The organism is Planotetraspora phitsanulokensis, from assembly GCF_016863295.1.
GTDB lineage: Bacteria > Actinomycetota > Actinomycetes > Streptosporangiales > Streptosporangiaceae > Planotetraspora > Planotetraspora phitsanulokensis.
Window position 1 is genome coordinate 152,771 of record NZ_BOOP01000029.1, and the last position, 22,687, is coordinate 175,457.

Sequence of the window (22,687 nt, forward strand, 5' to 3'; positions counted from 1 at the left end):
AGCCCGGGACCCAGGCGGTGCCATGGTTCACCGGATCCCCTCCGCAAGGGGACCAAGGGCGAAGGCGGGCAGGAACGTCAGCCCGACGAGCACGATCGTCACTCCCACGAGCAGGGTCACGAACTGGGGCCCGTGGGTGGGCAGCGTTCCCGACGACACCGGTGTCCTGCGCTGTACGGCGAGCGACCCGGCCAGCGCAAGGGCCAGCAGCATCGGCAGGAACCGGCCGAGCGTGAGGGTCAGGCCGAGCGCGGTGTTGTACCAGGTGGTGTTGACCGTGATCCCGGCGAAGGCAGAGCCGTTGTTGTTGGCCGCCGATGTGAAGGCGTACAGGACCTCGCTGAAGCCATGGGCTCCGTCGTTGGCCATACCGGCCCGCTGGTCGGGCAGCGACATGGCCACGGCCGTACCGATCAGCGCCAGCAGGGGCGTGACCAGGAAGGACAGCGAGGCAAGCTTGATCTGCGTGGCCCCGATGCGCTTGCCGAGGTACTCCGGGGTGCGCCCGACCATGAGCCCGGCCACGAACACAGTGATCACGGCCAGGATGAGCATGCCGTACATGCCGGAGCCGACGCCGCCGGGGGCGACCTCGCCCGTCACGATGTTGTAGATCAGCAGGCCGCCGCCCAGGGCGGTGAAGCTGTCGTGGAAGCCGATCACCGAGCCCGTCGAGGTGATCGTGGTGAGCGCGCCGTAGGTGGCCGAGTCGGACACGCCGAAGCGCAGGTCCTTGCCCTCCATCGCGGCGCCGATCGCCTGGGGAACGGTTCCGTGGGCGGTGAGCTCGGCCGCGTTGACCAGGCCAACGCTGACCAGGGCGAGCGTCGCCATGACGGCGACGATCGCGTAGCCCTGACGATTGTCACCCGCCATCCGGCCGAAGACGCGAGGCAGAGCGAGCGGGATCATCATGAACAGGAAGATCTGGAACCAGTTGGTCCAGGTCGTCGGGTTCTCGAAGGGGTGGGCGGAGTTGACGTTGAAGAAACCGCCGCCGTTGCTGCCGAACTCCTTGATTGATTCCATGCTGGCCACCGGGCCGCCGGTGATCACCTGCTGGCCGCCGGTGAGCGTAGTGATGGTGTGCGGTTCCGCGAAGTTCTGCACGACACCGCCGGCGACCATGATCAGCGCACCGACGAAGGCGACGGGGACCAGCACACGGACAATGCCGCGGACGAGGTCGACCCAGAAGTTGCCCAGTGCGTTCGTACGGTTCCTAGTGAATCCACGGATCACCGCGATCGCGACCGCCAGGGCCACAGCGGTGGAGATGAAGTGCTGCACCACCAGGCCGGCCATCTGAACCAGGTGGCCCATGGTGGACTCACCGGAGTAGGCCTGCCAGTTGGTGTTGGTGACGAAGCTGAGCGCGGTGTTCCAGGCCAGGTCGGGCTTGAGCGGAGGGAAGCCCAGCGACAGCCACAGCTTGTCCTGCAAGCGCAGGAAGGCGTACAGCAGCACGGCGGAAACTGCGGACAGAGCCAGCAGGCTGCGGGCGTACTGCCCCCATCGTTGCTCGCGGCCGGGATCGACGCCGATCAGCCGGTAGACGACCCGCTCGACGCGGAGATGATGCTGGCTCGTATAGACCCGGTAAAGGTAGTCACCCACCGGCCGGTAGACGAGGGCGAGGGCGATGACCAGGGATGCGATGAAGATGACCCCGGCCATGATGGTGCTCATGATTACCGCTCCAAGATGTGGACCACGGAGCAGTAGATCAGGCCACCTATCCAGAAATTGCCTCTCTTGACGGCATATGAATGAACTTGCTACGTGAATGATGTGCGTCCTCTTGGTCGCCCTCTCGGCGGTGCCTGACTGGTCTGGCGGGGCGTGCGGAAGCAGCGGGGAGCCTGGTTCGTAGGCTTGGGGATCATCGCGCTCGGCCTGTACGGGCGTTCAGATGGCCGTGTCGCTGTGCGACCGACAGTGATCGTTTACGCCTGGGTCGTAGTCGTGGCCCGCCCCGTGTCAGTGGTGGCCGGTGAGGATGGCGCGGGCCTCGCGGACGGCGTAGTAGACCAGTACGTAGCCGGCGGCGGGGTCGGCCGGCCACCAGCCGAACACGGTGTTCAGCAGCAGGCCTGTCGGGACTGCGGCGGCCAGGATGCCGTCGATGAGGGTGACCCGGCCCTCGGTACGCAGGACAGGGTTGCCCAGGGCGGCGCCGGTACGGGCCTTGCCGGCCGCGAGGGCGAACATGACCGCGGCGGTGATGGCGGTCCAACCGATCCCGGCGGGACTGTGCGCGGCGCGATGATCGGAGGCCAGGACCCAAGTGGATTGGATCAGCAGGTAGACCGCCAGGGCGATGAAGGCGTAGGCGATCAGCCGTAGCGCCCGGCGCTGCTGGCACTCGCCGGTGCCCGACAGCTCCCACACCACCACCGCCGAGGCACCGATCTCGATCAACGAGTCCAAGCCGAACCCGGCCAGCGCCACCGACCTGGCCTTGATTGCGGTGATGGCCAGGACCACCACACCGATCATGTTCCAGCCGATGCTCGGTCGTTGGCGAGTGTGCGTGGGCCGTCGATGTCCGACAGCGGTAGCCGTACGCCGTGGAAGTCCTGCCACGTCAGCCTCGGCTCTGGTGGTGTTGTCGCAGTCTGCGTTGCGCATCCGGCCACCAGGGCGAGCACCAGGAGTGCTGCCCTCATCGCAGGAACATTCCGACAATGCCGGACGCGGTCGCGGCCAGACTGAGCCCGCCGAGCACCCCGCCGTCACGGGTGTGGATGGGCCGGACGACCATAGCCCCGGGGACGATCTCCCCGGGTGTCGCCGTGAACGTTAACCGCGCCCTTGCCGCACGCACGCCAGACGCTGGCTGCACGGTTCGTAGCGTCGTCGGGAACAGAGGCGGACGAATCCGCCGCCTCGTCATCGCTGCGGGTGAACACCATGCGTCGACTACTCACCGTTCTCGCGATCGGGCTCGTCGTCACCACCGGGGTGGCGGCCTGTTCCTCTTCCGCCACGACCGCTTCTCCATCGTCGCCGGCGACCGCACAGCCGCCAGTTGCTCCTGAGACGGCCGCGCCTGGCGACATACCCGACACCCAGGTGTACGTTCCGTGGTCACCGTCCGGGGGCGGTTTCACGGTGAAGGTGCCCGAGGGCTGGTCCCGGTTGGCGCAGGGTTCCGCGACGATCTTCACCGACAAGTTCAACAGCGTCCGGATTGAACGCGTTGCCGCGTCCACCGCTCCGACCGTGAACTCCGTACGCTCCGCTGAAATCCCCGCGATCCAGCGCGGGGCTGCGGGTTTCAGTCTGAAAAGGGTCACCGTTGTGCCGCGCAAGGGCGGCAGCGCCGTGCTCGCCGAATACCGTGCCGATTCCGCGCCCGATCAGGTGACCGGGAAGAGCGTCGCGTTGGACGTGGAACGGTACGTCTTCTTCAAGCAGGGCAGCGAGGTCGTGTTGACCCTGTCGGGTGCGGTGGGGGCGGACAACGTCGACCCGTGGCGAATCGTGACCGACTCGTTCAGGTGGGCCTGATGACCGCAGTCGTGCTCAGCGCTCATTCTCTTTACCGGTTCTTCCGGGCCGGGGAGGAAGAGACTCTCGCGCTTCAGGGCGTCACATTGGAGGCGGAGCCCGGAGAGATCGTCGCCGTGACCGGCCCGTCGGGATCAGGTAAGACGACCTTGCTCAACTGCCTTGCGGGGCTGGACGAGCCGGACGGCGGCACTGTACGGGTCGCCGGTGAACGAATCAGCCATCGCGCCGAACGTGAGCGCAGTGCCCTCCGCTCACGGCATATCGGGGTCCTCCTCCAGTCGAAGAACCTTGTGGACCACCTCAGCGTGCGGGACAACATCGCCCTCGTCCAGCGACTGGTGCGCGGCCGACGGCCCGTACCGGCCGAAGACCTGCTGGAGCAGGTGGGCATCCGCGACCGGGCAGGCGCTCTTCCGCGGCAGTTGTCCGGCGGCGAGGCCGCTCGCGCCGGTCTCGCGGTCGCCCTCGCCAACGCGCCCGCGCTGGTGCTGGCTGACGAGCCCACCGGTGAGGTGGACGGCGAGACCGAGCGGAGGGTGCTGGCGCTGCTACGCGAGCACGCCTCCACCGGAACGGCGGTCGTGGTGATCTCCCACAGCCGCGCCGTGGCCGCGGCCGCCGATCGGGTCCTGCGGATGCGTGACGGGCGGTGGGTGTGATGTCGGCCTCAGATCTTCTCGTGAGTTGCGAGGACGCGGCCCGTACGTACGGCAGGGGAAGTGGTGCCGTCGTCGCGGTGCACGGCGCGAACTGTGCGGTGAAGCGGGGTGACCGGATCGCCGTGGTCGGGCCCTCCGGCTCGGGCAAGTCGACGCTGCTGCACCTGATGGCGGGTCTTGATCGGCCTACGGCAGGCAGGGTAAGCCATCCGGGCCTGACGGGAGGCACCCTCTCACAGCTCATCGGCATCGTCTTCCAGGGCCCCAGCCTGCTGCCGCCGCTGACTGCCGCCGAGAACGTCGCGCTGCCCTTGCGGATCGACGGTATATCGGAGGAGGAGGCCGCCGCCCGGGCGCTGGCCGCACTGGACAGTCTGGCGCTGCACGGCCTGGCCGACAGGTTGCCGGACGAGCTGTCCGCTGGTCAGGCACAACGAGTGGCGGTGGCGCGGGTGTTGGCGCGCAGGCCCCGGCTTGTCCTGGCCGACGAGCCGACCGGCCAGCTGGACAGCGAAACCGGTCGTCAGGTGATGACGGTGCTGCTCGCCGCCGCGGACGAGATCGGTGCCGGAGTCGTGGTGACCACGCATGACCTCCAGATCGCCCAAGAGTTGGATACCCGTTGGCACATGGCGGATGGGCGCCTTGTGCCGTCTGATGCGGAAGGAGACGGCGCCCAATGATCCGCATCTGGCTTGCGGGACTAGTGCGCGTGCGCAGCGGCCGGCTGCTCGGCGTCGCGGCGGGAGTGGCCACGGCGGTGGCGCTGCTGGCCGCACTAGGCAGCTTCCTCGCCGCCACCCGGGCGACGATGACCGCACAGTCTGTTCGCAGGGTCAGCGTGGATTGGCAGGTGCAGGTTGCCGCCGGCGCGGACCCGCAGTCGGTCCTGACGACCGTGCAGAACACGCAGGGCACCCGGGCCGCCCTTCCTGTCGGATACGCCGACACCAGCGGTCTGACCGCGGCGACCGGTGGTACGACGCAGACCACCGGGCCCGGTGCGGTGCTCGGAATCCCACCCGGATACCGGTTCTCCTTCCCCGGAGAGATCCGGGTGCTGTCCGGGGTCGGCGACGGCGTGCTCCTCGCCCAGCAGACCGCCTCCAACCTGCACGCCGCGCCCGGAGACACGGTGGTCATTGGCCGGGCGGGCCTGCCCCCGGTCACGATTCGCGTCGACGGCGTGGTGGAGCTGCCGCTGGCGGACTCGCTGTTCCAGAAGGTCGGAGCACCTCCGCAGTCTCAGCCGTCCGCGCCACCGGACAACGTCGTGCTATTGCCGCAGGATCGCTGGCACACCCTTTTCGACCCGCTGGCCGCAAGCCGTCCCGACCTGGTCCGCACGCAGATCCACGCATTGCGAAGCCACACCCTGCCACCGGACCCTGCCGCCGCTTACGCCGCCGAGACGGGTAAGGCCCACAACACCGAGGCACGGCTGACCGGTGCAGGTATGGTCGGCGACAATCTCGGCTCCGTCCTGGACGCCGCCCGTACGGACGCCCTGTATGCGCAACTGCTCTTCCTCTTCCTCGGCCTACCCGGCGCACTGCTCGCCGGGGCCCTGACCGCCGCCGTCGCCTCGGCGGGCGCGTCCCGGCGGCGTATGGAGCAGGCACTCCTGCGCACGCGTGGTGCCACGGCGGGCAAACTCCTGGCGATGGCCGCCGCGGAGGCGGCGATGGTCGCCGTCGTAGGCGGGGTGGCAGGTCTCACGGTCGCGGCTCTGGTGGGGAGGTCCGTGTTCGGCGCATCAGGCTTCTCATTCACCTGGGCGCTGGCCGCGCTCGCCATGGGGGCGGTCATCGCGTTCGCGACCGTGCTGGTGCCCGGTCGCCGGGATGTGCGAAGTGTCACGGTCGTCGCCGGTCGCGCCGCGCTGGAGCGCCGCCGGGTGCCCCGGGCCACGTGGTGGGCGCTGACCGCCGGACTCCTGGCGATCTCGCTCGTGATCTTCAACATCACCAGCCAGACGAACTACGCGCTGGTGCTCGCTCCGGAGGGGACACCGACGTTGTCTGTGGACTACTGGGCATTCGCCGGTCCGGCTCTGCTGTGGGCGAGCGGCGCCATGCTTGCCTGGCTGCTGGTAGACCTGCTTTTGCGGCGCGGCCGGCCGTTCCTGGCCCGGCTGTTGCGCCCCGCAGCAGGGTCACTCGCGGACACGGTCGCCGCGAGTCTGTCCCGGCAAGGCACCACGGTGGTCCGGGCGGTGGTGCTGCTCGCCCTCGCCGGGGCATTCGCGACCTCGACCGCCGTCTTCAACTCCAGCTACCGCCAGCAGGCCGAGGTCGACGCCGTCCTGACGAACGGCGCGGATGTCACGGTCACCGAGCCGCCGGCCTCCACAGCAGGACAGGCGGACGCGGCGAGAGTGGCCGCGTTGCCCGGCGTTCAGCATGTCGAGCCAGTACAGCACCGCTTCGCGTACGTCGGTGCGGACCTGCAGGACCTGTACGGCGTGCGACCGTCGACCGTCGTCGCCGCGGGCCGGCTGCAGAACGCCTACTTCGCCGGCGGTACAGCGCGGCAACTGATGGATCGCCTCGCGCGGCAGCCCGACGACCTGCTGGTCAGTGCAGAGACCGCGAGCGACTTCCAGCTCCACCCAGGTGATCAGATCCGGCTGCGCCTTCAGGACGGCCGCACACACCAGTTGCACACCGTGGCGTTCCGTTTCGCAGGGGTGGCCAAGGAGTTCCCGACCGCTCCCAAGGACAGCTTTATGATCGCCAACGCCGACTACGTCGCCCGTATGACCGGCAGCGACGCGATCGGCACGCTCCTGGTCGACACCGGCGGCACCGGGCAGCAGGAGGTGGCCCGGCGCGTGCAGACAGCTCTCGGCCCGGTCGCGCACGTCACCGATCTGCCGTCGGCCCGGACTGTCACCGGTTCAAGCCTCACTGCCGTGGATCTCAGTGGACTCACCCGGGTCGAGCTGAGCTTCGCGCTGGTCATCGGGGCATCGGCCGGCGGCCTCGTGCTCGCGCTCGGCCTGGCGGAGCGGCGCCGGACGCTGGCGCTGGCATCCGTCCTGGGTGCTCGAGGAAGGCAACTGTCGGGGTTCGTCTGGAGTGAGGCGGCTCTGGTGGCCGTGGTGGGCGGGGTCTGCGGTGCGGTGCTGGGCTGGGCGCTGTCGGAGATGCTGGTGAAGGTCCTGTCCGGTGTCTTCGATCCGCCCCCCGACCAGCTCTCCGTGCCATGGAGCTACCTTGCCGCGTTGACCGCCGCCGTCATCGCAGCTCTTGCCGCCGCGGCATCGGCCGCGGCCCGGCATGCCCGCCGCCCGCCGCTCACCGAGCTGCAGGAACTGTGACGTCGCGGGAGCTGTGACCGGCGGTCGCGGCGCGTCACGGATCGGAGTCGCCGGCCCCGGTCGAGGTCGCGACGAGCCAGGTGAATCGAGGGTGCGGGGACTGGCGGGACAAAAAGAGTCTTCCCCCCTCCGCCTCCACCAGGGATCGGGCGAGCGCCAGCCCGATCCCCAGGCCCCCGCCCGTCGCCTGCCGCCTGGCGAAGATGTCCACGTCGTCAGGCAGTTCAGAGCCTTCGTCCTCGACGTCGACCGCGACGACCCCGGCTGTCTCCCTCGCCCGGACGGTGACGGTGCCCTTCCCATGGGCGGCGGCGTTCGAGAGCAGGACGTCGAGCACCTGCCGGGCGGCCCGGGATGACCCGACCGTCTCCGGCAGGTCGTCCTCCGCGACGATCCGCAAGGGTCGGCCGGAGGCCGCCAGCTCCCCGTGCCAGCGCCGCTCGGCCTCCGCGAGCAGCGTCCCGATGTCGAGCGGCGCCCGCTCGGGGTCGTCGCGGGCCAAAGCCAGCAGGTCGTCGAGCGTCGCCTGCATGTCGTTCAGCGACTCCAGGGCCGAGCGCATCGCGGCGTACGGACCTTGCGCGGGCACCCGCAACCCCTGATCCGCCAAGGAGCTCTCCAGATCCAGGCGCGTCCTGGTCAGCGCGGTGCGCAACTGGTGCGAGGCGTCCGCGCTGAAAGCACGTTCACGCTGGAGGAGCCGGTGAATGCGTCCGGCGGCTCGGTTCAATGTGGTCGCGACCTCGTCCGCCTCCGGCAATCCCGAGGTAGCGGCACGCGCGGACAGATCGCCCGTCTCCAGCCGCCCGGCCGTCGCCGCCAGCGCCTCAAGCGGGCGGGCCAGGCGCCTGCTCGATCGTAGAGCGATCAGCACGCCGACGCCGACGGCGAAGGCCGCGAGCACCAGCATGCCGGCCCAGGTTAGGGCGGCTCGGCGCAGCGGCTCCGCCGTCTTGGAACCGACCCGGACCACCGCCCTGACCTGCTCTCCCGAACCAACGGGAACCGCGACCACCAGCCCGCCGCCAGTCTGCTGCGACGACGCCCGGCCAGCGGAGGCCGCACGCACCGATTCATCTCCACTGGCCGGACCGGCCCCGATCATCCGCCGTAGACCACTGTCGTACACCGCGATCTGGGTGCCCGGTTCGGTGCGGGGCAACTCCATCGGATCGGCGGGCGAATGCACCTGCGCGGGGACGCTCACCGCCACCTGCTCGGCGAGCTGCTGCAGCTCACGTACCTCGTCCTGTTCGTACAGGCGCAGTGCCGCGAACCCCAGAGGCATGGCGAACAGCAGCACCGCGCACACCACGGCGGCGACGGTCGCCCGCAGAATACGGCGACGCATCGATCCTCCTGCCTCGGCCTTTGTCTCAGCCGCTGGGGGATTCAAGCCGGTACCCGAAATGCCGCAACGTCGTGATCCGCACGCGGTCGCCCAGCTTGCGGCGCAACGCCGCGACGTGCACGTCAAGGGTCTTGGTGGAACCGAACCAGTTCTCGTCCCAGACCTCGCTCATCAGATCCTCACGGCTGACGGCCTGTCCCGATGAGGCGGCCAGCCGGGCCAGCAGGTCGAATTCCCGGGGGCGTAACTCCACATCGCCCGAAGGGGTGGAGCAGCGCCTCGCAGCAAGGTCGATCAGCAACGAACCCAGGTGAACCCGATCGGCATCATCGTGTCCGGCAGGCGCGGCACGGCGCAGGTGCGCCGCGATCCGGGCCTGCAACTCGGCGAGCCGGAACGGTTTGGTCAGGTAATCGTCTGCGCCGGACTCCAACGCCTGGATAACGTCCATCTCCTCGGTACGCGCGGTCAGGACGACAAGCACGGCAGTTGGCGCGCTTCCACGAAGGCGATGGCACAGCCTGAAGCCGTCGACGTCGGGCAGCCCAAGATCGACCAAAATCAACTCGGCCGGCTCGCGGGTGACCCTGGCCACGGCCGTGGCGCCGTCGGGGCACCATTCAGCCTCATGACCCAGCCCGCGTAGCATCCCGGCAAGTCTGTCCCCGATGGCGGCGTCGTCCTCGACGATCACGATGCGTGCCATGCCACCAGGTTACGGCCGCGTATGTCCGCTTTCTGTCAGACCGTGGCGGCCACGTCAGCGAACCAGCGGCGCTGGTGGCGCTCGCGCGGCCGTCTGGACTACCCGGACGCCAGGATCAGTGTTGTGCTGATGGAGGTGCGTTCGCCGTTGACGTTTATGAGTTGCTCGATCTGGTGGCCGTGCCAGCCGAAGGCGTCAGATTCATAGATCTGAGGGGTGGAGACGCCGCTGATCCGCCTTGTCGCGTCCAAGTGACCCTGATCGGCGTCGCGGATGGTCTGCAAGCTGTGCATGATCACCAGTTCGGAAGCAGTACGTGTGTGCGTGACAGCATGCCGAGGCTGGGGAGTCTCACCCGGAGCCCGGGGTGATCAGGCCGACCTCGTAGGCCAGGATCACCGCGTGTACGCGGTCGCGCAGGAACAGCTTCGACAGGACGTTGCTCACGTGGGTTTTCACCGTCTCCTCTCCGATCACCAGCCGGGCGGCGATCTCCGCGTTGGAACAGCCTCTCGCCAGCAGTTCGAGCACCTCGCGTTCTCTCCCCGTGAGGGTCTCGACGGCGGCCGGTGCCTTCTCCGGCGGGCGTGGGCGGGCGGCGAACTCCCCGATCAGCCGTTTGGTGATCGAGGGAGCGAGCAGTGCCTCCCCAGAGGCGACGACCCGTACGGCGCTGACCAGATCGTCACGGCGCACATCCTTGAGCAGGAAGCCGCTGGCGCCCGCTCGTAGCGCGTCGTACACGTAGTCGTCGAGGTCGAAGGTGGTCAACATCAGCACCTTGACGGGATCGGCCACGTCGGGGCCGGCGAGCCTACGGGTGGCCTCCAAGCCGTCCATCCCAGGCATACGGATGTCCATCAGCACCACGTCGGGGCGCAGTCTGCGGGCGGCCTCGACCGCCTCCACCCCGTCGGCCGCCTCCCCGACCACCTCCATGTCCGGCTGGGCCCCAAGGATCATGCGAAAGCCGTCCCTGACGATCCCGTGGTCGTCGGCGACCATGATCCTGATGCTCACTGTGCGCCTTCTCTCGGTGCTCGTCCGCCATGGTAAAGAATGGCGATCATCATCCCGTGCTTCCGAGTGGCAGCCGGGCCCTTACGGTGAAGCCCCCCTCGGGATCCGGCCCTGCGGTCAGCTCGCCACCGAACAGGTGCGCCCTCTCCCGCATACCGATCAGGCCGTGGCCGTTCCCCCCGTGCGGTGCGCCGTCGTCTCCGCCGGTGGGCCTCGCCCTTGCGGCGGGCCCGTCGTCGCGCACCTCGATGCGCAGGTCCTGCCTGTCGTAGCGGACATGGACGCGAACCGGCACCTTGCCCGCGTGCTTGACCGCGTTGGTGAGCGCCTCCTGCACGATTCGGTAGGCCGACAGCTCGACTCCGGCGGACAACGGGACGGGTTCGCCCTCGACGTGGAGCGTCGCCGCCAGACCGGTCTGCCGTACCCGTTCGACGAGACCGGGCAGCTGTGCCACCCCCGGCTGCGGCACAAGGCTCGGCTCGGGTCCGTCCGTCTCCTTGCGCAGCACGCTGAGCAGGCGGCGCATCTCGACCAAAGCCTGCCTGCCCGTGCCGGCGATCGTGTCGAAAGCCCGCACCGCCTCCGGCATGTCGTGCTCCGCCGCCACCGGCCCCGCCTCAGCCTGGATCACCATCATGCTGACGTGGTGGGCCACCACGTCGTGCAGCTCCCGGGCGATGCGGGCTCGCTCTGCGGTCACCGCGCGAGTGGCCTCGAAGTCACGTTCCCGCGCCAGCCAGACCGCTCTCGCCTCCAGGCCGGCGGTGTGCAGACGGCGGACACGCGCACTGTCGCCGAGCACCCACGCGCTGCCGAGCAGCAACACGACGAAAGAGAAGTCGAGGAGGTCGCTGTCGGTCGCGGGAAGCACGGTGATGACCACGACACTGATCGCGGTGAACACGCCCACGATCATTGAGGTACGTCTCCCGCACCACGCGGCGATGCTGTAAAAGGCGACCACGCCGCTAAGTGGCACGGGCGTCACCAGGTCAGGCAACGCCGTGGCCCCGTAGGCGGCGGCCGCCACGCCGATCGCCAGGTTGACGCCGAGGGGGTAGGCCCGCCGCCAGGCCAACGGCAAATTGATCAGTAGAACGAACGCCGCCGCAAGCGGTCCCGGAGCAGGCAGATGCTCGCTGCGCGACTGGAAGACCAGCGCGATGAGCGAGACCACAGCCAGCAGTACGGCGAGCAGCGCGTCGGCGATCAGCGGGCGGCCCCTGATCCACGCCACGAGACGGGGGAGCGGACTCGTCTGCATGGGCTCAAGTATCCGGCCCGTGCCCCTCAGGAGGCCTCCCCAGTGAGAGGGATCGGCGGTCGTTCGGTATTCGGCGCCGGCTGCTCCACCAACGTCCCAACAGACACCCGGCCGATCGGGGCAGACGCCTGGACCCCCTCCCTCTCATGAGGGAGCCCGGTCGGTGGCTCCCCCCAACGGGGGAGGCCAGAGTTGGCGGGCGCAGGGGATCCGGCAGCCGTGGCCCGCCGTCTACTTTCCTCGTGTCGGCATCCCGCCGATGACCTGTGAACTCCCGGGCCACGACGCCCTCGCGCCGGCCCGGCACCCCTCGGAGGCCGTTACGTTGATCGATTCTGACCTGAGCAGCCCGCGGCCCGGCGGCGTCTCCACGCCCGCCACAGGCCCGGCGAAGTCGGTGGCGGCGTTCGCCCTTGTCCCGGTGGTGGTGGTCGTGACGGCGCTGGCCGGGCTGCTGACCGCGTTCTCCTGGCGGTACGGCTTCCACCGCGACGAGCTGTACTTCCTGGTCGCCGGGGATCATCCAGCGTGGGGATACGTGGACCAGCCCCCGCTGACTCCGATCGTGGCCAGGGCGGCCACTGCCGTCTTCGGGGTCACCCCGGCCGGGCTGCGGGTCGCCTCGACGCTGGCCTCCGCGGTGACGGTCCTGGTGGTCGCCCTGGTGGCCAGGGAGTTGGGCGGACGGCGCCGGGCCCAGGTGATCGCCGCGTTCTGTGCGGCGACATCGGGGTTCGTCCTGGCGGTCGGCCACATGGTGTCCACGTCCACATTCGACCTGCTGGCCTGGGTGGTGATCGCCTGGCTCGCGTTGCGGCTGCTGCGCACCGGGGACGGTCGCCTCTGGGTCGCGATGGGCGCCGCCGTCGGCCTCGCCGTACAGAACAAGTACCTGGTCGGCGCACTGGTGGTGGCGCTGTTCGTGGCTCAGTTGGCGCTGGGACCACGCCGGGTGCTGCGGAGCCGGTGGCTGGTCGCCGGAGTGGCCGTCGCGGTCGTGGTGGCCGGGCCCAACCTGTTGTGGCAGGCCGCGCACGGGTGGCCGCAGTTGACCGTCGCAGATGGAATCAGCGCCGATGACGGGCTGGAGAACCGGCTGTTGTTCGTCCCCATGCAGATCGTGTACCTGTCGCCGTTGTTCGTGCCGATCTGGATCGCGGGGTTCGTGCGTTTGTGGCGCGACCCCGCACTGCGGTGGGCGCGTGCGATGGCGCTGGCCTATCCGGTGCTGTGCGTCCTGGTGCTGCTGGCCGGCGGCAAGTCGTACTATGCGCTTCCGCTGCTCCTGGTGCTGACGGCGGCCGGCTGTGAACCGGTGGCCAGATGGATGCGAGACCGGCGGCGAGTGGGGACGGCCGTCGCCGCCGGCGCCGTCACAGTCGTGATGAGCGGTCTGATCTCGCTTCCGGTACTGCCGCCGAACGCGCTGTCGGCGGTGAACGCGATCAACAAGGAGCAGGGCGAACAGGTCGGGTGGCCCGAGCTCACCTCCGCGGTAGCGGCCCAATGGGCCGCCATCCCCGTCCAGGAGCGCCCACGAGCCGTGATTTTCACCGCCAACTACGGCGAGGCGAGTGCGCTGGTCCGGTACGGCTCCCAGTACGAACTGCCGATGCCCTACTCCGGCCATATGAACTACGCCGGCTGGGGGCCACCTCCTGACTCCGCCGACGGGCCGGTGCTGCTGGTGGGCCGGCAGGGCGACCAGTCCAGCGGACAGTTTTTCACCGGCTGCCGGCAGGTGGGCCGCGTGGACAATGGAGAGGGCGTGGACAACGAGGAGCAGAATGCTCCGATCGCACTGTGCTCCGGCACCGCCCAGCCCTGGTCGGCGCTGTGGCCTAGATTGCGGCACTATTGAGTGTTTCCCGCCGGAGGCCGCTGGGCGCGGAAACGGTTCAAGTCTCGCCGCCGGAGGCCGGCTTCGGCTGGATTGAGGAAGAGCGCGGTGACGTCCTCGGGTCTTCCAGGTCGCGCTGAGTACGCGCGCCTCCTCGGGCGAGCCGCCGAGGCAAGCCACGGTGACAACGTGCGGATTGGGCACGCTGCGCGTCGTCCACGGCTCTCGCCATCTCATCCAGACCTGGCCCGACCACGCGATGCACGACCAATGCAGAGAGCAGGAATGCGACAGCCAGCGCGGACAAAATCGGCCGGCTGTAGTACCAGCCGGAGCAAGGGGTGGCCGTACGGGATACAGCCCCGTCCGGGCTGCTCATGGTCGGTGCCGTGTCTGACGCCGGCGATCAGGAGGGGCGAGAGACTCGTCGGATGCAATTCTTTGGACTGCCCTCGATCGCTTGGCAGGTGCGGATCTACAGCAAAGCCCTGTAGGCGCCCAGGCCGTTCTCGACTGGCGATGTGATGCGCGGCCGCCAGCTCAGGGACGCCAGCCGACAGTTGGCCCCGCATGCCATCCCCCTGGGACCGGACGCGCCGGTCCGCTTACGGGTTCCCCGCCGTAGCCGCCGCCGAGCGCGCAGCGGCTACGGCCGGGGTGTCATGCCGCCGGGACGGTCTCCTGCTCCCAGGAGAAGACCTCGGGCGACTTCGGCTTGACCGTGACTCGCAGCCACTGGCTGGCGGTGTCGCCGAACGTCTCCAGCCGGGTCAGGTTGGGAACACCGGCGTAGTTCGGCTCCACCTCCTGGACATGCTCGTCACCGTGTACAAGCAGCACCGGCTTGCCGTACGCGCGAGAACGTTCGACGATGCGCTCGCGGATTTCGGTGAACCCCGCGGACTGCGTGGGCTCGGCCTGGAGCAGGAGCAGGACACCAGGGGCGTGGGTGCGCCGGGCGGTGTCGAAGGCGTTGTCGATCCAGTCGAGCGCGGCGGCCTTCCGAGCCTCGTACTCGGCCGTTCGCAGCTCGGGCTGGTCCCCGCCGGGCAGCTGAGCCCACGGGGCCAGGTCGTTCGCGCTGCCGACCACATGCACCGTGGCGAAGACGACGCGCTTCTCAGTGAAGAGCACGTTCTCGACGTAGTCGCGGTGCTGCGGGTTGCGGGCCTGGGTCTCGACCTTCATGGGGTGGCGGCCGAGGGTACGGCCGGCGACCGGGTAGAAGATCCGGCGGAAGGCGTCGAGCCGTTCCGTGGGGAGGAAGCCGCCCGCAGCGGTGCGATGGCAGTCGGTCCAGTCGTTGTCGCCGGGAGTCAGCACGAACGGGTCGTCGAAGGTCTGGTACTGCTTCGCCGTCGCGGTCAGGTGCGCGTCGTCACAGGAGGTAGAGCCGCTCTTGACGTCGCCCGCGTGCAGGACGAGCTTGACGTCCCTGTCGGAGTTGATGTCCTCGACCAGGGTGGGGAACGCGGCTTCCTGTGCTTCTCCGTAGGGCGTGTCGCCCAGCAGGGCGAAGGTGAAGGAAGGTCCGCGGCCGGAGTGACCGGAGTCGGCGCCGGCGATGCCGGGTGAGGCGATACCGGCGGCCAGTGATGTGGCGATCATGGTGGCGGCGAGAAGGTACTTACGCATAAGGAATTCATCGCCGCTCCGGGCCACCGTTCGATGACGCCCAGCCGACACCACGTGTAACCCCGGCTGACAACTTTGATCATCCACGTCTCCCCGGCCGGTGTGGGACGGCCCGGCCGGGGAGTTCATTTGGTGAGGCGGATGCACTCGTTGCAGGTGAGTTCCCGGCGGCTGAGAGGAACTCGATGTAGACGGACCCGCCGACGCCGTGGAGACCACCCGCGGCCCCTACGCGCATCCACTCTTCATGCTTGTGGAGGATTCCCGCGCGCGGAGGGTCCGTGATCCGAGCGTCCAGGAATGCCAGCGTGTATCGGGCGCGCCAGCGAGCGTGCCTGTCCTTGGACTCCTTCAGGGCGTCCAATTCGTCGACGACGACCATGGGCACGATGATGCGGACGGGATATTCCTCCCACTCGCTTAGGTGCTGGGACAGGTCGAGATCTTCTACCTTCGGCCCGTGGACGAACACCCACATCCCCGCCCACGACCAGAACCTCGTACTCGCCAGGATGCGGCACCCGCACGCGGAACGCGCGGACTGACGCCTCGGTCAGGCCGGCACGGGTGTCGGCTTGTTGATGAGCGCGATGTTCATCCAGAAGCCGGCCGAGGCGAGCACCATCATCAGGGTGGCCATCGCCTTGTCGTCGTAGTGCTTCGCGACCTCGATGTACAGGTCGTCCGGTACCCGTTCCTCGCCACGCGCGCCGGGCTGGAAAATGGCATCGGTCAGCGCCAGCGCGGCCTGCTCGGCGTCGGTGAAGTACGGCGCGTCCCGCCAGGTCGCCACGGCGGCGATCCTAGCCTCGGACTCGCCCGCCTTACGCAGGTCGACCGAGTGCCGCATCACCTGGTAGGTGCTGCCGACGATCTGGCTGGCACGCAGGTAGACCAGGCTGGTCGTGGTCGCCGGCACCGAGCCGTTGCCGGTGGCCTTGACCATCGCGGCAGCCAACTCCTGGATCTCGGGCAGGTGTGTGCTGGCGTCGGGAATCCGTGATCCCACGGTGTCCTCCATGGTGCTTGGGAAATGTTGTCGCCCCTATGAGCCCTCGCGTGCCGGCAATGTGACCGACGGCGGAGGAATCCCGGCGGCGTCGGCGAACTGGCGGACCCGCTCGGGGTCGCGGAGCCCGTCGATGGCGACGATCCGGTCGCCCGCGACGGTGAATACCAGCACACCGAACGGCTGGTCGTCGACGCTGATCAACGCGCCGACCGCGTCGTTGACCAGCACAGGTTGCAGCCGCCCGCTGTGCGGGCCGCGGGCTTGCTTGGCCACGGCCACCACGCCGCGGACGACGACACGCTGCCCGTCGGCCCCGAAGTCGGAGGTCAGGACGACATCGGGATCGAGGATCTGGACCAAGGCGTCGAAGTCACCGGCCCGTGAGGCCGCGTAGAAGGCGTCGACCACCTGCCGCTGCCGCACCAGATCTGGGTCGGGCGATGGGATCTCGGCCCCGTTAACCCGGCGCCGTGCCCGGCTGGCCAGCTGCCGCGCGGCGGCCGGCGTGCGGCCCACGATCCCGGCGATCTCGTCGAACGGCAGCTCGAACATGTCGTGCAGCACGAACGCCAACCGCTCGGCCGGACTGAGCCGGTCGAGCACCACGAGCAGGGCCAGCCCCACCGAGTCGGCCAGCAACGCCTCCTGCTCGGGGTCAAGATCGCTGTCCAGGATCACGACCGGCTCGGGCAGGCGCGACTCCTCCCGCCGCTGCCGCCGGGAACGCAGCGTGTGCAGGCATTCCCGGGCCACAACGGTGGTCAGCCAGCCGCCGAGGTTGTCGATCTGGTCCGCGTCGGACCGGCAGAGCCGCAGCCAGGCGTCCTGGACGGCGTCATCGGCCTCGGCCATCGAACCCAGCATCCGGTAGGCCGCCGCCCGCAACCGGGGCCGGTGCTGCTCGAAACGCTCGGCCAGCCACTCGGTCTCCTCCATCGGTCACATCATCCCCCTCGTCAAGGCTCAAGGACATGAACCCGCGAAGGCGCCGAATGTGACAGGAGGCCGGCTCAGGAACATCGAACAAGCCACTGAGGTCGCCTGAGCTGGTGCACGTATCCCACCCGCGAGGACCGAAAACCACCGGGCACGGCCTCGAAAACAACGAGAGCCCGTCCGATCCACAAGATCAGACAGGCGCTCGTGACACTTATTCAGGCCATCTCAAGAACGGCCCGGAGGTGGAGTCTGGAGGATTCGAACCCTGACTTCTTGCTTGCAAACGGGAGCCAGTCATCATCTGGGGGACACACCGCGGCGTGCTCGGGCGTGTGGTGGTGGATGTCGGCGTGAGGGGCGTGCGGTCCTGTTGCCGTTCTGCTGTACGGCGTTCCGCCGGCAGGGCGCCCCTGGCCCCCGTCTGCTTCGGTGTTCCGTGCCGGATCAGGCGGCGCGGCCGGCCTTGAGCGAGGCCGCGGTGTCGACGACGCGGCGGGCCTGGTAGCGGGCCGCTTCCAGGGACACGTCGTTGGGCGGGCCGTCACCGTCCACGTGGGAGGCGCCGTAGGGATTGCCTGACTGGAATTGGATGGGGTCGGTGTAGCCAGGAGGCACGATGATGCCGCCCCAGTGGTAGAACGTGTTCCCCAGCGCCAGGAGGGTGGATTCCTGTCCACCGTGGACAGTGTTGGAAGCGGTGAAAGCCGAATACACCTTGTCCGCGAGCTTGCCGTGACCCCACAGACCACTGGTGGTTTCGATGAACGCCCTGAGTGGGCTGGCTGGGTTGCCGAAGCGGGCGGGGGTACCGAACAGCACGGCGTCGGCCCAGTCCAGGTCGTCGAGGCCGGCCTCGGCGACGTCGGCGGTGTCCTGGAGGTGTTGGGCCCAGGCGGGCTTGGCGCTGATCGCCTCCGGTGGGGCCAGTTCGGCGACCTTGCGCAGGCGCACGCGTGCGCCTGCCTTTTCCGCGCCTTCGGCGGCGGCTTGCGCCAAGGCATGCACGGTGCCTGTGGCGCTGTAGTAAATGATCGCGACGTGAACAGGTGCCATGATCGGTCCTTCCCTAGTGGTGGTTCAGCAGTAGGACGACACAGCCCCTCGGAATGTGAAGTGTTCGCGACGTCCTCATCCCGACCATGGCCGCGACACGTCACGGCTCAGTCGGCGCCTTAGCTGGCCTGCTCCAGTTCGGGGTGGGGTCCGCTGTCGGACATCAGGCGCAGGAATGATCGGATGCGGGTGTTGGCCGGGGTTGCTGAAGAACACGTTCGGGCTCTGTTCTTCGAGGATGTAGCCCTTGGCCATGAACACGACCCTGTTGGCGACTTCGCGTGCGAAGGCGATCTCGTGAGCGACGATCACCATCGTCATTCCGTGGGCTGCGATGTTCTTCACTGTCAGCTTGGGAAGTCTTTTCAACACCATGCCGTCTGAGCTGGGAAAACGCCGACCTGGCTATATGTGTTTCGAGCGACCGTGAGTCCCCGTGATTACCCCGGCACGGGCAGTGTCAGCCGGCCTGTCACCAACGTCCCCGCAGATCACGGTGACGCTGACCGGAGCATATGCCGGCCGAGCAGCCGTGATTTCCCGTGGATTGCCGACCGTACGCCCACGCAATGGGCATGCCGGAGTCTCCCGCCTTACCGCCGATCCACACGGATGCCGAGTGGTTCAGGAACAGCCATCTGGGAGTTCCTCTTCGGGTGGCCGCCGTCCCTCTCCTGGTCGTGTCCGCATGCATCGGGGCGGCCGAAGAAGGCACGTTTTCCGGAGCGCAACTGGCCAACGTGTCACTCCCTCCAACCGAACGGAGACGCCTCAACCTGAACAGGGTGCAGCAGGTTCTGACCCAACGAACCCTTCAACCTCCTCCCGGCCGCCCCGGCATCAAGCTGGACCCGATTCAGCACATGCGTAAAGGCTGAACCTGACCCAGCGGGCCTGACAGGTGGTTCGTATCGCCCGCGCCGGGATCCTTACCCGATGGCGCCTTGGCACCTGATCGACCACGACGCGCGTCCGGCTTAAGTGAGGGGCTGGCCCATGCAGGGCTGCCGGGGCGCGGCTGACGACGTCGGCGCTGCATGGCGCCGCGCCGTGCCTGTTCTGGTCGCGGACTGCGGCGGCCTCACGAGGCCGGAGTGGCTCCTTCGCGTCGTCCCAGTCACCGGCGCGATCGTCTGGACGTTGTCGTTCTCGACGGCCGTGTGGTCGGCCTTCCGCAGTCCCGTCGGGCAGGGGCCCGCCTGATCGTAGGGGCCTATCCGGCTTCTGCCCCGGGTCGTCTCCGGTCATCCGCGTCGTCGCGTAGCGAGATGCCGGCTGGCCTCTAGACCTCTGACGACCTGGCATGTAAGACCTGCCGCGAGCCTGTCACTCACCAAGACATACCCAGCAGGATCTCTAGTTCAGACGTCAACTGCGGCGCGGGCCGCATCGCTAAGGAGTGAAGAAGCATGGGTGCTTTCGAAGGCCGCAAACTGATCGCCGTCGGCGGCAGCAGCGGCATGGGACGGCAGAGTGCTGAAGACGTCATCGCAGCCGGCGGCTCGGCCGTCATCATCGGCCGCGACCAGGCCCGCGTGGACGACACCGTCAACACCTTGTCCCAGACCGGGGACGCATGGGGCATCACTGCCGATCTTGCCAACCGCGACGACGTCAGGCGGGTCCAGGACACGCTGGCGGCCGAGCACGCTGACGCCACCCTCCTGGTGAACTCAGCCGGCTTCTTCATCCCCAAGGCTTTCCTCGACTACGAGGGCGCCGACTACGACGCCTACCTCGAGCTCGCCAGGTCAGCCTTCTTCCTCACCCAGACCGTCACCCGAGGCATGATCAGTGCCGGCGGAGGCGCCATCGTCAACATCGGCTCGATGTGGGCCCACCAAGCCATCGCCGCAACCCCCGCGACCGGTTACTCGATGGGCAAGGCGGCCCTCCATGCGCTCACCCACAACCTGGCCATGGAGCTCGCGGAGCACAAGATCCGCGTCAACGCCGTGGCGCCTGCCGTTGTCGCGACCCCCTTGTACGAGGCGTTCGTACCCAAGGACCAGTTCGAGGCCACGCTCAACAGCTTCAACGGCTTCCACCCGCTCGGCCGTGTGGGAACGCCCAAGGACATTGCCTCTGCGGTGACGTACCTGCTCTCCGACGATGCCGGCTGGGTCACCGGCGCGATCCTCAACGTCGACGGCGGCGTCATGGCGGGCCGGAATTAGGCCTCAAAGAGATCCCCGGCCACGCGAGGTCCGGGCACAGAGCAGCCCGGACTCCTTGGCAAACAACACGAGAAGGCAAACCTCACAGCGAGGAGCTGGAACCATGGCACAAACAAATGAGCGCACGCCCGCGGCAGTCGAGCGGCTGACGCCACGACAGCGGGCGGTCACCCAGGACGACGTCACCGAGCCGCCCTTCGAAAACGAGTTCGGGAACTCGAAGGAGCCGGGCATCTACGCCGATGTGGTCTCAGGCGAACCGCTCTTCGCGTCGGTCCACAACGCGGACGCCGTCGTACGAACCCGGGTGCGTGTGCCCCTGCGGTTCGCCGACGGGTTCAGCGCGGTGGCCGAGGCCGTGACCTTCCGCGGTCTGGCCGACGACGGCGAGCACGTGGCGCTCGTCTTCGGTGAGCCGGACGCGGGCACGTCACCGCTGGTGCGCCTGCACTCCGAATGCCTCACCGGCGACGTCTTCGGCTCGGCCCGCTGCGACTGCGGACCACAGTTGCGCGAGGCCGTCGAGCGGCTCTCCGCGGCGGAAGGGGTGCTGCTCTACCTGCGTCAGGAGGGCCGGGGGATCGGTCTGTACAACAAGCTGGACGCCTACGCCCTGCAGGACGACGGCCTGGACACCTACGCCGCGAACGTCGCGCTCGGGCTGCCGGAGGACGGGCGGGACTACACCGTCGCCGCGCAGATGCTCGGCGCGCTCGGGATCGGCGGCGTCGACCTGCTGTCCAACAATCCCGACAAGGAGCGTCAGCTGTCCGCCCTCGGCGTGACGGTGCGCCGCCGGGTGCCCACGGGCGTCTTCGCCACCGACCACAACATGCGCTATCTGCGCGCCAAGGTCGACCGTACGGGCCACACCATCGCCCTGACCGAACTCGCGAGCTAGCCGGGGAGCCCCAATGGCCACCACACGGCCGTACGTGCTGCTGTCCGCCGCGGTGAGCGTCGACGGCTACCTCGACGACGCCGACCGCGAGCGGCTCCTGTTGTCCAGCGGCGAGGACTTCGACCGGGTCGACGCGGTGCGCGCCGACGTCGACGCCATCCTCCTCGGGGCCACGGCCGTGCGCCGCGACAACCCGCGACTGCTGGTCGGCTCGGCGGAGCGGCGGGCCGCCCGCCTGGCGCGAGGCCTGCCCGAGCACCCCATGAAGGTGGTGGTCACCGGCTCCGGCGACCTGGACCCGTCACTGGCCCTGTGGCACTGCGGCGGTGCGAAGCTGGTCGTCACCGTCGACGCCGCGCTGGCGCGGGTGCGCGCCACGCTCGGCCCGCTCGCCGACGTGGTGAGCACGGGCCCCGCCGTCGACTGGACGCAGGTCCTCGACGAGCTGGGCAGGCGCGGAGTTCGCCGCCTCATGGTCGAGGGCGGCGGCTCAGTGCACACTCAGCTGATGTCGGGGAACCTCGCCGACGAGATGCACGTGGCGGTGGCGCCCCTCCTGGTCGGCCAGGCGGACGCGCCGCGCTTTCTGGGACCCGCCGCGTATCCGGGCGGCTCGCTCGCCCGGATGAGGCTGGTGGAGGCCCGCCTGGTCGGCGACGTCGTGCTGCTGCGCTACTTCCCCAAGGAGCGTTCGGCCGGCGTCACACGTGGTCACGCCAGGAATGCCGCGGGATGAACCCGCGCGCCTCCCGCGCGGTCCTCGGTGCGATTCATCGCCGCCAAGACCACGAGACCGAAGGCTATGGCCAGTACGCGCACCTGTTCGACGCGGCTCCCGGCCCGGCGGCATCCGGGGGAGGTGTCGCATGACCACGTGCGGGGTGAACTACCAGCCCGAGACCGCGGTCCTCGCCGGCGGTTGCTTCTGGGGTATGCAGGACCACCTGTTGCGCAAGAAGGACGGGGTGTCGTCGACTCGGGTGGGCTACACCGGCGGCGAGAACGAGTACCCCACTTATCGGAACCATCCCGGCCATGCCGAAGCAGTCGAGATCGTCTACGACCCGCTGCAGATCACCTACCGCGAACTGCTGGAGTTCTTCTTCCAGGTCCACGACCCGACGACCCTGAACAGGCAGGGCAATGACGTCGGGACGAGCTACCGCTCGGCGATCTTCTACCAGAACGAGCAACGCGCGATATCGCCAACGCCACGATCAAAGACGTCGAGACCAGCGGTCTGTGGCCCGGCACGGTCGTTACGGAGGTGACCCCTACCGGGAGGTTCT

23 protein-coding genes are annotated in these 22,687 nt (G+C 68.6%); 10 read left to right on the forward strand and 13 right to left on the reverse strand.

Going from position 1 to position 22,687, the window contains the following annotated elements; genetic code table 11:
* Window positions 1-27: 27 nt before the first annotated feature.
* A complete protein-coding gene (gene kdpA, locus Pph01_RS29680; protein WP_204076451.1) occupies window positions 28-1,689 on the reverse strand; it encodes a potassium-transporting ATPase subunit KdpA in 1,662 nt (553 codons plus the stop codon).
* 291 nt (window positions 1,690-1,980) lie between these two features.
* Window positions 1,981-2,499: a cation diffusion facilitator family transporter gene (locus Pph01_RS29685; RefSeq protein ID WP_204076452.1), complete on the reverse strand. Its 519-nt coding sequence runs from the start codon at window positions 2,497-2,499 to the stop codon at window positions 1,981-1,983.
* 315 nt (window positions 2,500-2,814) lie between these two features.
* Here Pph01_RS29685 and Pph01_RS29690 point away from each other — a divergent pair, with 315 nt between their 5' ends.
* Genes Pph01_RS29690 through Pph01_RS29705 form a run of 4 tightly spaced genes read left to right on the forward strand, consistent with a single transcriptional unit; the run spans window position 2,815 to window position 7,497 of the window.
* Window positions 2,815-3,513 (forward strand): hypothetical protein, encoded by a 699-nt coding sequence (locus Pph01_RS29690; protein WP_204076453.1) that lies wholly within the window; start codon window positions 2,815-2,817, stop codon window positions 3,511-3,513.
* A complete protein-coding gene (locus Pph01_RS29695; protein ID WP_204076454.1) occupies window positions 3,513-4,175 on the forward strand; it encodes an ABC transporter ATP-binding protein in 663 nt (220 codons plus the stop codon). Before Pph01_RS29690 ends, Pph01_RS29695 begins: the two co-directional genes overlap by 1 nt.
* Window positions 4,176-4,195: 20 nt before the next feature.
* Window positions 4,196-4,858 carry an ABC transporter ATP-binding protein gene (locus tag Pph01_RS29700; protein WP_204076455.1) on the forward strand — a complete coding sequence of 221 codons (663 nt, stop codon included), beginning with the start codon at window positions 4,196-4,198 and terminating at the stop codon, window positions 4,856-4,858.
* Window positions 4,855-7,497, forward strand: coding sequence for an ABC transporter permease (locus Pph01_RS29705; protein WP_204076456.1), 2,643 nt, complete (start codon window positions 4,855-4,857; stop codon window positions 7,495-7,497). Before Pph01_RS29700 ends, Pph01_RS29705 begins: the two co-directional genes overlap by 4 nt.
* 34 nt (window positions 7,498-7,531) lie before the next feature.
* Here Pph01_RS29705 and Pph01_RS29710 read toward each other — a convergent pair whose 3' ends face one another.
* From Pph01_RS29710 to Pph01_RS29730, 5 genes are all read right to left on the reverse strand, one after another.
* A complete protein-coding gene (locus tag Pph01_RS29710; protein WP_204076457.1) occupies window positions 7,532-8,848 on the reverse strand; it encodes a HAMP domain-containing sensor histidine kinase in 1,317 nt (438 codons plus the stop codon).
* 25 nt (window positions 8,849-8,873) lie between these two features.
* A complete protein-coding gene (locus Pph01_RS29715) occupies window positions 8,874-9,554 on the reverse strand; it encodes a response regulator transcription factor (protein WP_204076458.1) in 681 nt (226 codons plus the stop codon).
* A gap of 98 nt (window positions 9,555-9,652) precedes the next feature.
* Window positions 9,653-9,838 carry a hypothetical protein gene (locus Pph01_RS29720; RefSeq protein ID WP_204076459.1) on the reverse strand — a complete coding sequence of 62 codons (186 nt, stop codon included), beginning with the start codon at window positions 9,836-9,838 and terminating at the stop codon, window positions 9,653-9,655.
* 67 nt (window positions 9,839-9,905) lie between these two features.
* Window positions 9,906-10,559: a response regulator gene (locus tag Pph01_RS29725; protein WP_239117114.1), complete on the reverse strand. Its 654-nt coding sequence runs from the start codon at window positions 10,557-10,559 to the stop codon at window positions 9,906-9,908.
* Between the two features lie 64 nt (window positions 10,560-10,623).
* The gene (locus tag Pph01_RS29730; RefSeq protein WP_204076461.1) at window positions 10,624-11,841 is read right to left on the reverse strand and encodes a sensor histidine kinase; all 1,218 of its coding nucleotides are present in this window, start codon (window positions 11,839-11,841) and stop codon (window positions 10,624-10,626) included.
* Between the two features lie 163 nt (window positions 11,842-12,004).
* Between Pph01_RS29730 and Pph01_RS29735 the strand changes: the two genes are divergently transcribed.
* Window positions 12,005-13,702 (forward strand): ArnT family glycosyltransferase, encoded by a 1,698-nt coding sequence (locus Pph01_RS29735; protein WP_204076462.1) that lies wholly within the window; start codon window positions 12,005-12,007, stop codon window positions 13,700-13,702.
* 639 nt (window positions 13,703-14,341) lie between these two features.
* Here the strand turns inward: Pph01_RS29735 and Pph01_RS29740 are convergent.
* The 6 genes from Pph01_RS29740 to Pph01_RS29765 all read right to left on the reverse strand — a co-directional run bounded on the left by Pph01_RS29740 (window position 14,342) and on the right by Pph01_RS29765 (window position 18,695).
* Window positions 14,342-15,316, reverse strand: a complete 975-nt coding sequence (locus Pph01_RS29740; RefSeq protein ID WP_204076463.1) for a metallophosphoesterase — start codon at window positions 15,314-15,316, stop codon at window positions 14,342-14,344.
* A gap of 79 nt (window positions 15,317-15,395) precedes the next feature.
* Window positions 15,396-15,794, reverse strand: coding sequence for a PIN domain-containing protein (locus tag Pph01_RS43745; protein ID WP_373315691.1), 399 nt, complete (start codon window positions 15,792-15,794; stop codon window positions 15,396-15,398).
* A gap of 75 nt (window positions 15,795-15,869) precedes the next feature.
* Window positions 15,870-16,325 carry a carboxymuconolactone decarboxylase family protein gene (locus Pph01_RS29750; protein ID WP_239117108.1) on the reverse strand — a complete coding sequence of 152 codons (456 nt, stop codon included), beginning with the start codon at window positions 16,323-16,325 and terminating at the stop codon, window positions 15,870-15,872.
* A 36-nt stretch (window positions 16,326-16,361) separates the two neighbouring features.
* Window positions 16,362-17,264: a sigma-70 family RNA polymerase sigma factor gene (locus Pph01_RS29755; protein WP_204076466.1), complete on the reverse strand. Its 903-nt coding sequence runs from the start codon at window positions 17,262-17,264 to the stop codon at window positions 16,362-16,364.
* 447 nt (window positions 17,265-17,711) lie between these two features.
* Window positions 17,712-18,320, reverse strand: coding sequence for an NAD(P)H:quinone oxidoreductase (gene wrbA, locus Pph01_RS29760; protein ID WP_204076467.1), 609 nt, complete (start codon window positions 18,318-18,320; stop codon window positions 17,712-17,714).
* A 75-nt stretch (window positions 18,321-18,395) separates the two neighbouring features.
* Window positions 18,396-18,695, reverse strand: coding sequence for an ATP-binding cassette domain-containing protein (locus Pph01_RS29765; protein ID WP_204076468.1), 300 nt, complete (start codon window positions 18,693-18,695; stop codon window positions 18,396-18,398).
* Window positions 18,696-19,370: 675 nt separating this feature from the next.
* Here Pph01_RS29765 and Pph01_RS29770 point away from each other — a divergent pair.
* The 5 genes from Pph01_RS29770 (at window position 19,371) to msrA (ending at window position 22,669) form a co-directional block, all read left to right on the forward strand.
* On the forward strand, window positions 19,371-19,523 hold the full coding sequence (locus tag Pph01_RS29770) for a hypothetical protein (protein WP_204076469.1): 153 nt from the start codon (window positions 19,371-19,373) through the stop codon (window positions 19,521-19,523).
* Between the two features lie 206 nt (window positions 19,524-19,729).
* Entirely contained in the window at window positions 19,730-20,497 is a 768-nt protein-coding gene (locus Pph01_RS29775) for an SDR family NAD(P)-dependent oxidoreductase (RefSeq protein ID WP_204076470.1), read from the forward strand.
* Between the two features lie 103 nt (window positions 20,498-20,600).
* The gene (locus tag Pph01_RS29780) at window positions 20,601-21,398 is read left to right on the forward strand and encodes a GTP cyclohydrolase II RibA (RefSeq protein ID WP_239117109.1); all 798 of its coding nucleotides are present in this window, start codon (window positions 20,601-20,603) and stop codon (window positions 21,396-21,398) included.
* A 13-nt stretch (window positions 21,399-21,411) separates the two neighbouring features.
* Window positions 21,412-22,134, forward strand: a complete 723-nt coding sequence (locus Pph01_RS29785; protein WP_204076471.1) for a RibD family protein — start codon at window positions 21,412-21,414, stop codon at window positions 22,132-22,134.
* A gap of 130 nt (window positions 22,135-22,264) precedes the next feature.
* Window positions 22,265-22,669 (forward strand): peptide-methionine (S)-S-oxide reductase MsrA, encoded by a 405-nt coding sequence (gene msrA, locus Pph01_RS29790; RefSeq protein ID WP_239117110.1) that lies wholly within the window; start codon window positions 22,265-22,267, stop codon window positions 22,667-22,669.
* The last annotated feature ends 18 nt before the right edge of the window (window positions 22,670-22,687 follow it).

What these genes read in the sequence shown, in the direction of transcription:
- kdpA (WP_204076451.1), bottom strand. Translation starts at nt 1,689, where the DNA reads ATGAGCACCATCATGGCCGGGGTCATCTTCATCGCATCCCTGGTCATC.
- Pph01_RS29685 (WP_204076452.1), bottom strand. Translation starts at nt 2,499, where the DNA reads ATGATCGGTGTGGTGGTCCTGGCCATCACCGCAATCAAGGCCAGGTCG.
- Pph01_RS29695 (WP_204076454.1), top strand. Translation starts at nt 3,513, where the DNA reads ATGACCGCAGTCGTGCTCAGCGCTCATTCTCTTTACCGGTTCTTCCGG.
- Pph01_RS29705 (WP_204076456.1), top strand. Translation starts at nt 4,855, where the DNA reads ATGATCCGCATCTGGCTTGCGGGACTAGTGCGCGTGCGCAGCGGCCGG.
- Pph01_RS29710 (WP_204076457.1), bottom strand. Translation starts at nt 8,848, where the DNA reads ATGCGTCGCCGTATTCTGCGGGCGACCGTCGCCGCCGTGGTGTGCGCG.
- Pph01_RS29715 (WP_204076458.1), bottom strand. Translation starts at nt 9,554, where the DNA reads ATGGCACGCATCGTGATCGTCGAGGACGACGCCGCCATCGGGGACAGA.
- Pph01_RS29725 (WP_239117114.1), bottom strand. Translation starts at nt 10,559, where the DNA reads ATGGTCGCCGACGACCACGGGATCGTCAGGGACGGCTTTCGCATGATC.
- Pph01_RS29730 (WP_204076461.1), bottom strand. Translation starts at nt 11,841, where the DNA reads ATGCAGACGAGTCCGCTCCCCCGTCTCGTGGCGTGGATCAGGGGCCGC.
- Pph01_RS29740 (WP_204076463.1), bottom strand. Translation starts at nt 15,316, where the DNA reads ATGCGTAAGTACCTTCTCGCCGCCACCATGATCGCCACATCACTGGCC.
- Pph01_RS43745 (WP_373315691.1), bottom strand. Translation starts at nt 15,794, where the DNA reads ATGTGGGTGTTCGTCCACGGGCCGAAGGTAGAAGATCTCGACCTGTCC.
- Pph01_RS29755 (WP_204076466.1), bottom strand. Translation starts at nt 17,264, where the DNA reads ATGGAGGAGACCGAGTGGCTGGCCGAGCGTTTCGAGCAGCACCGGCCC.
- wrbA (WP_204076467.1), bottom strand. Translation starts at nt 18,320, where the DNA reads ATGGCACCTGTTCACGTCGCGATCATTTACTACAGCGCCACAGGCACC.
- Pph01_RS29765 (WP_204076468.1), bottom strand. Translation starts at nt 18,695, where the DNA reads ATGGTGTTGAAAAGACTTCCCAAGCTGACAGTGAAGAACATCGCAGCC.
- Pph01_RS29775 (WP_204076470.1), top strand. Translation starts at nt 19,730, where the DNA reads ATGGGTGCTTTCGAAGGCCGCAAACTGATCGCCGTCGGCGGCAGCAGC.
- Pph01_RS29780 (WP_239117109.1), top strand. Translation starts at nt 20,601, where the DNA reads ATGGCACAAACAAATGAGCGCACGCCCGCGGCAGTCGAGCGGCTGACG.
- Pph01_RS29785 (WP_204076471.1), top strand. Translation starts at nt 21,412, where the DNA reads ATGGCCACCACACGGCCGTACGTGCTGCTGTCCGCCGCGGTGAGCGTC.
- msrA (WP_239117110.1), top strand. Translation starts at nt 22,265, where the DNA reads ATGACCACGTGCGGGGTGAACTACCAGCCCGAGACCGCGGTCCTCGCC.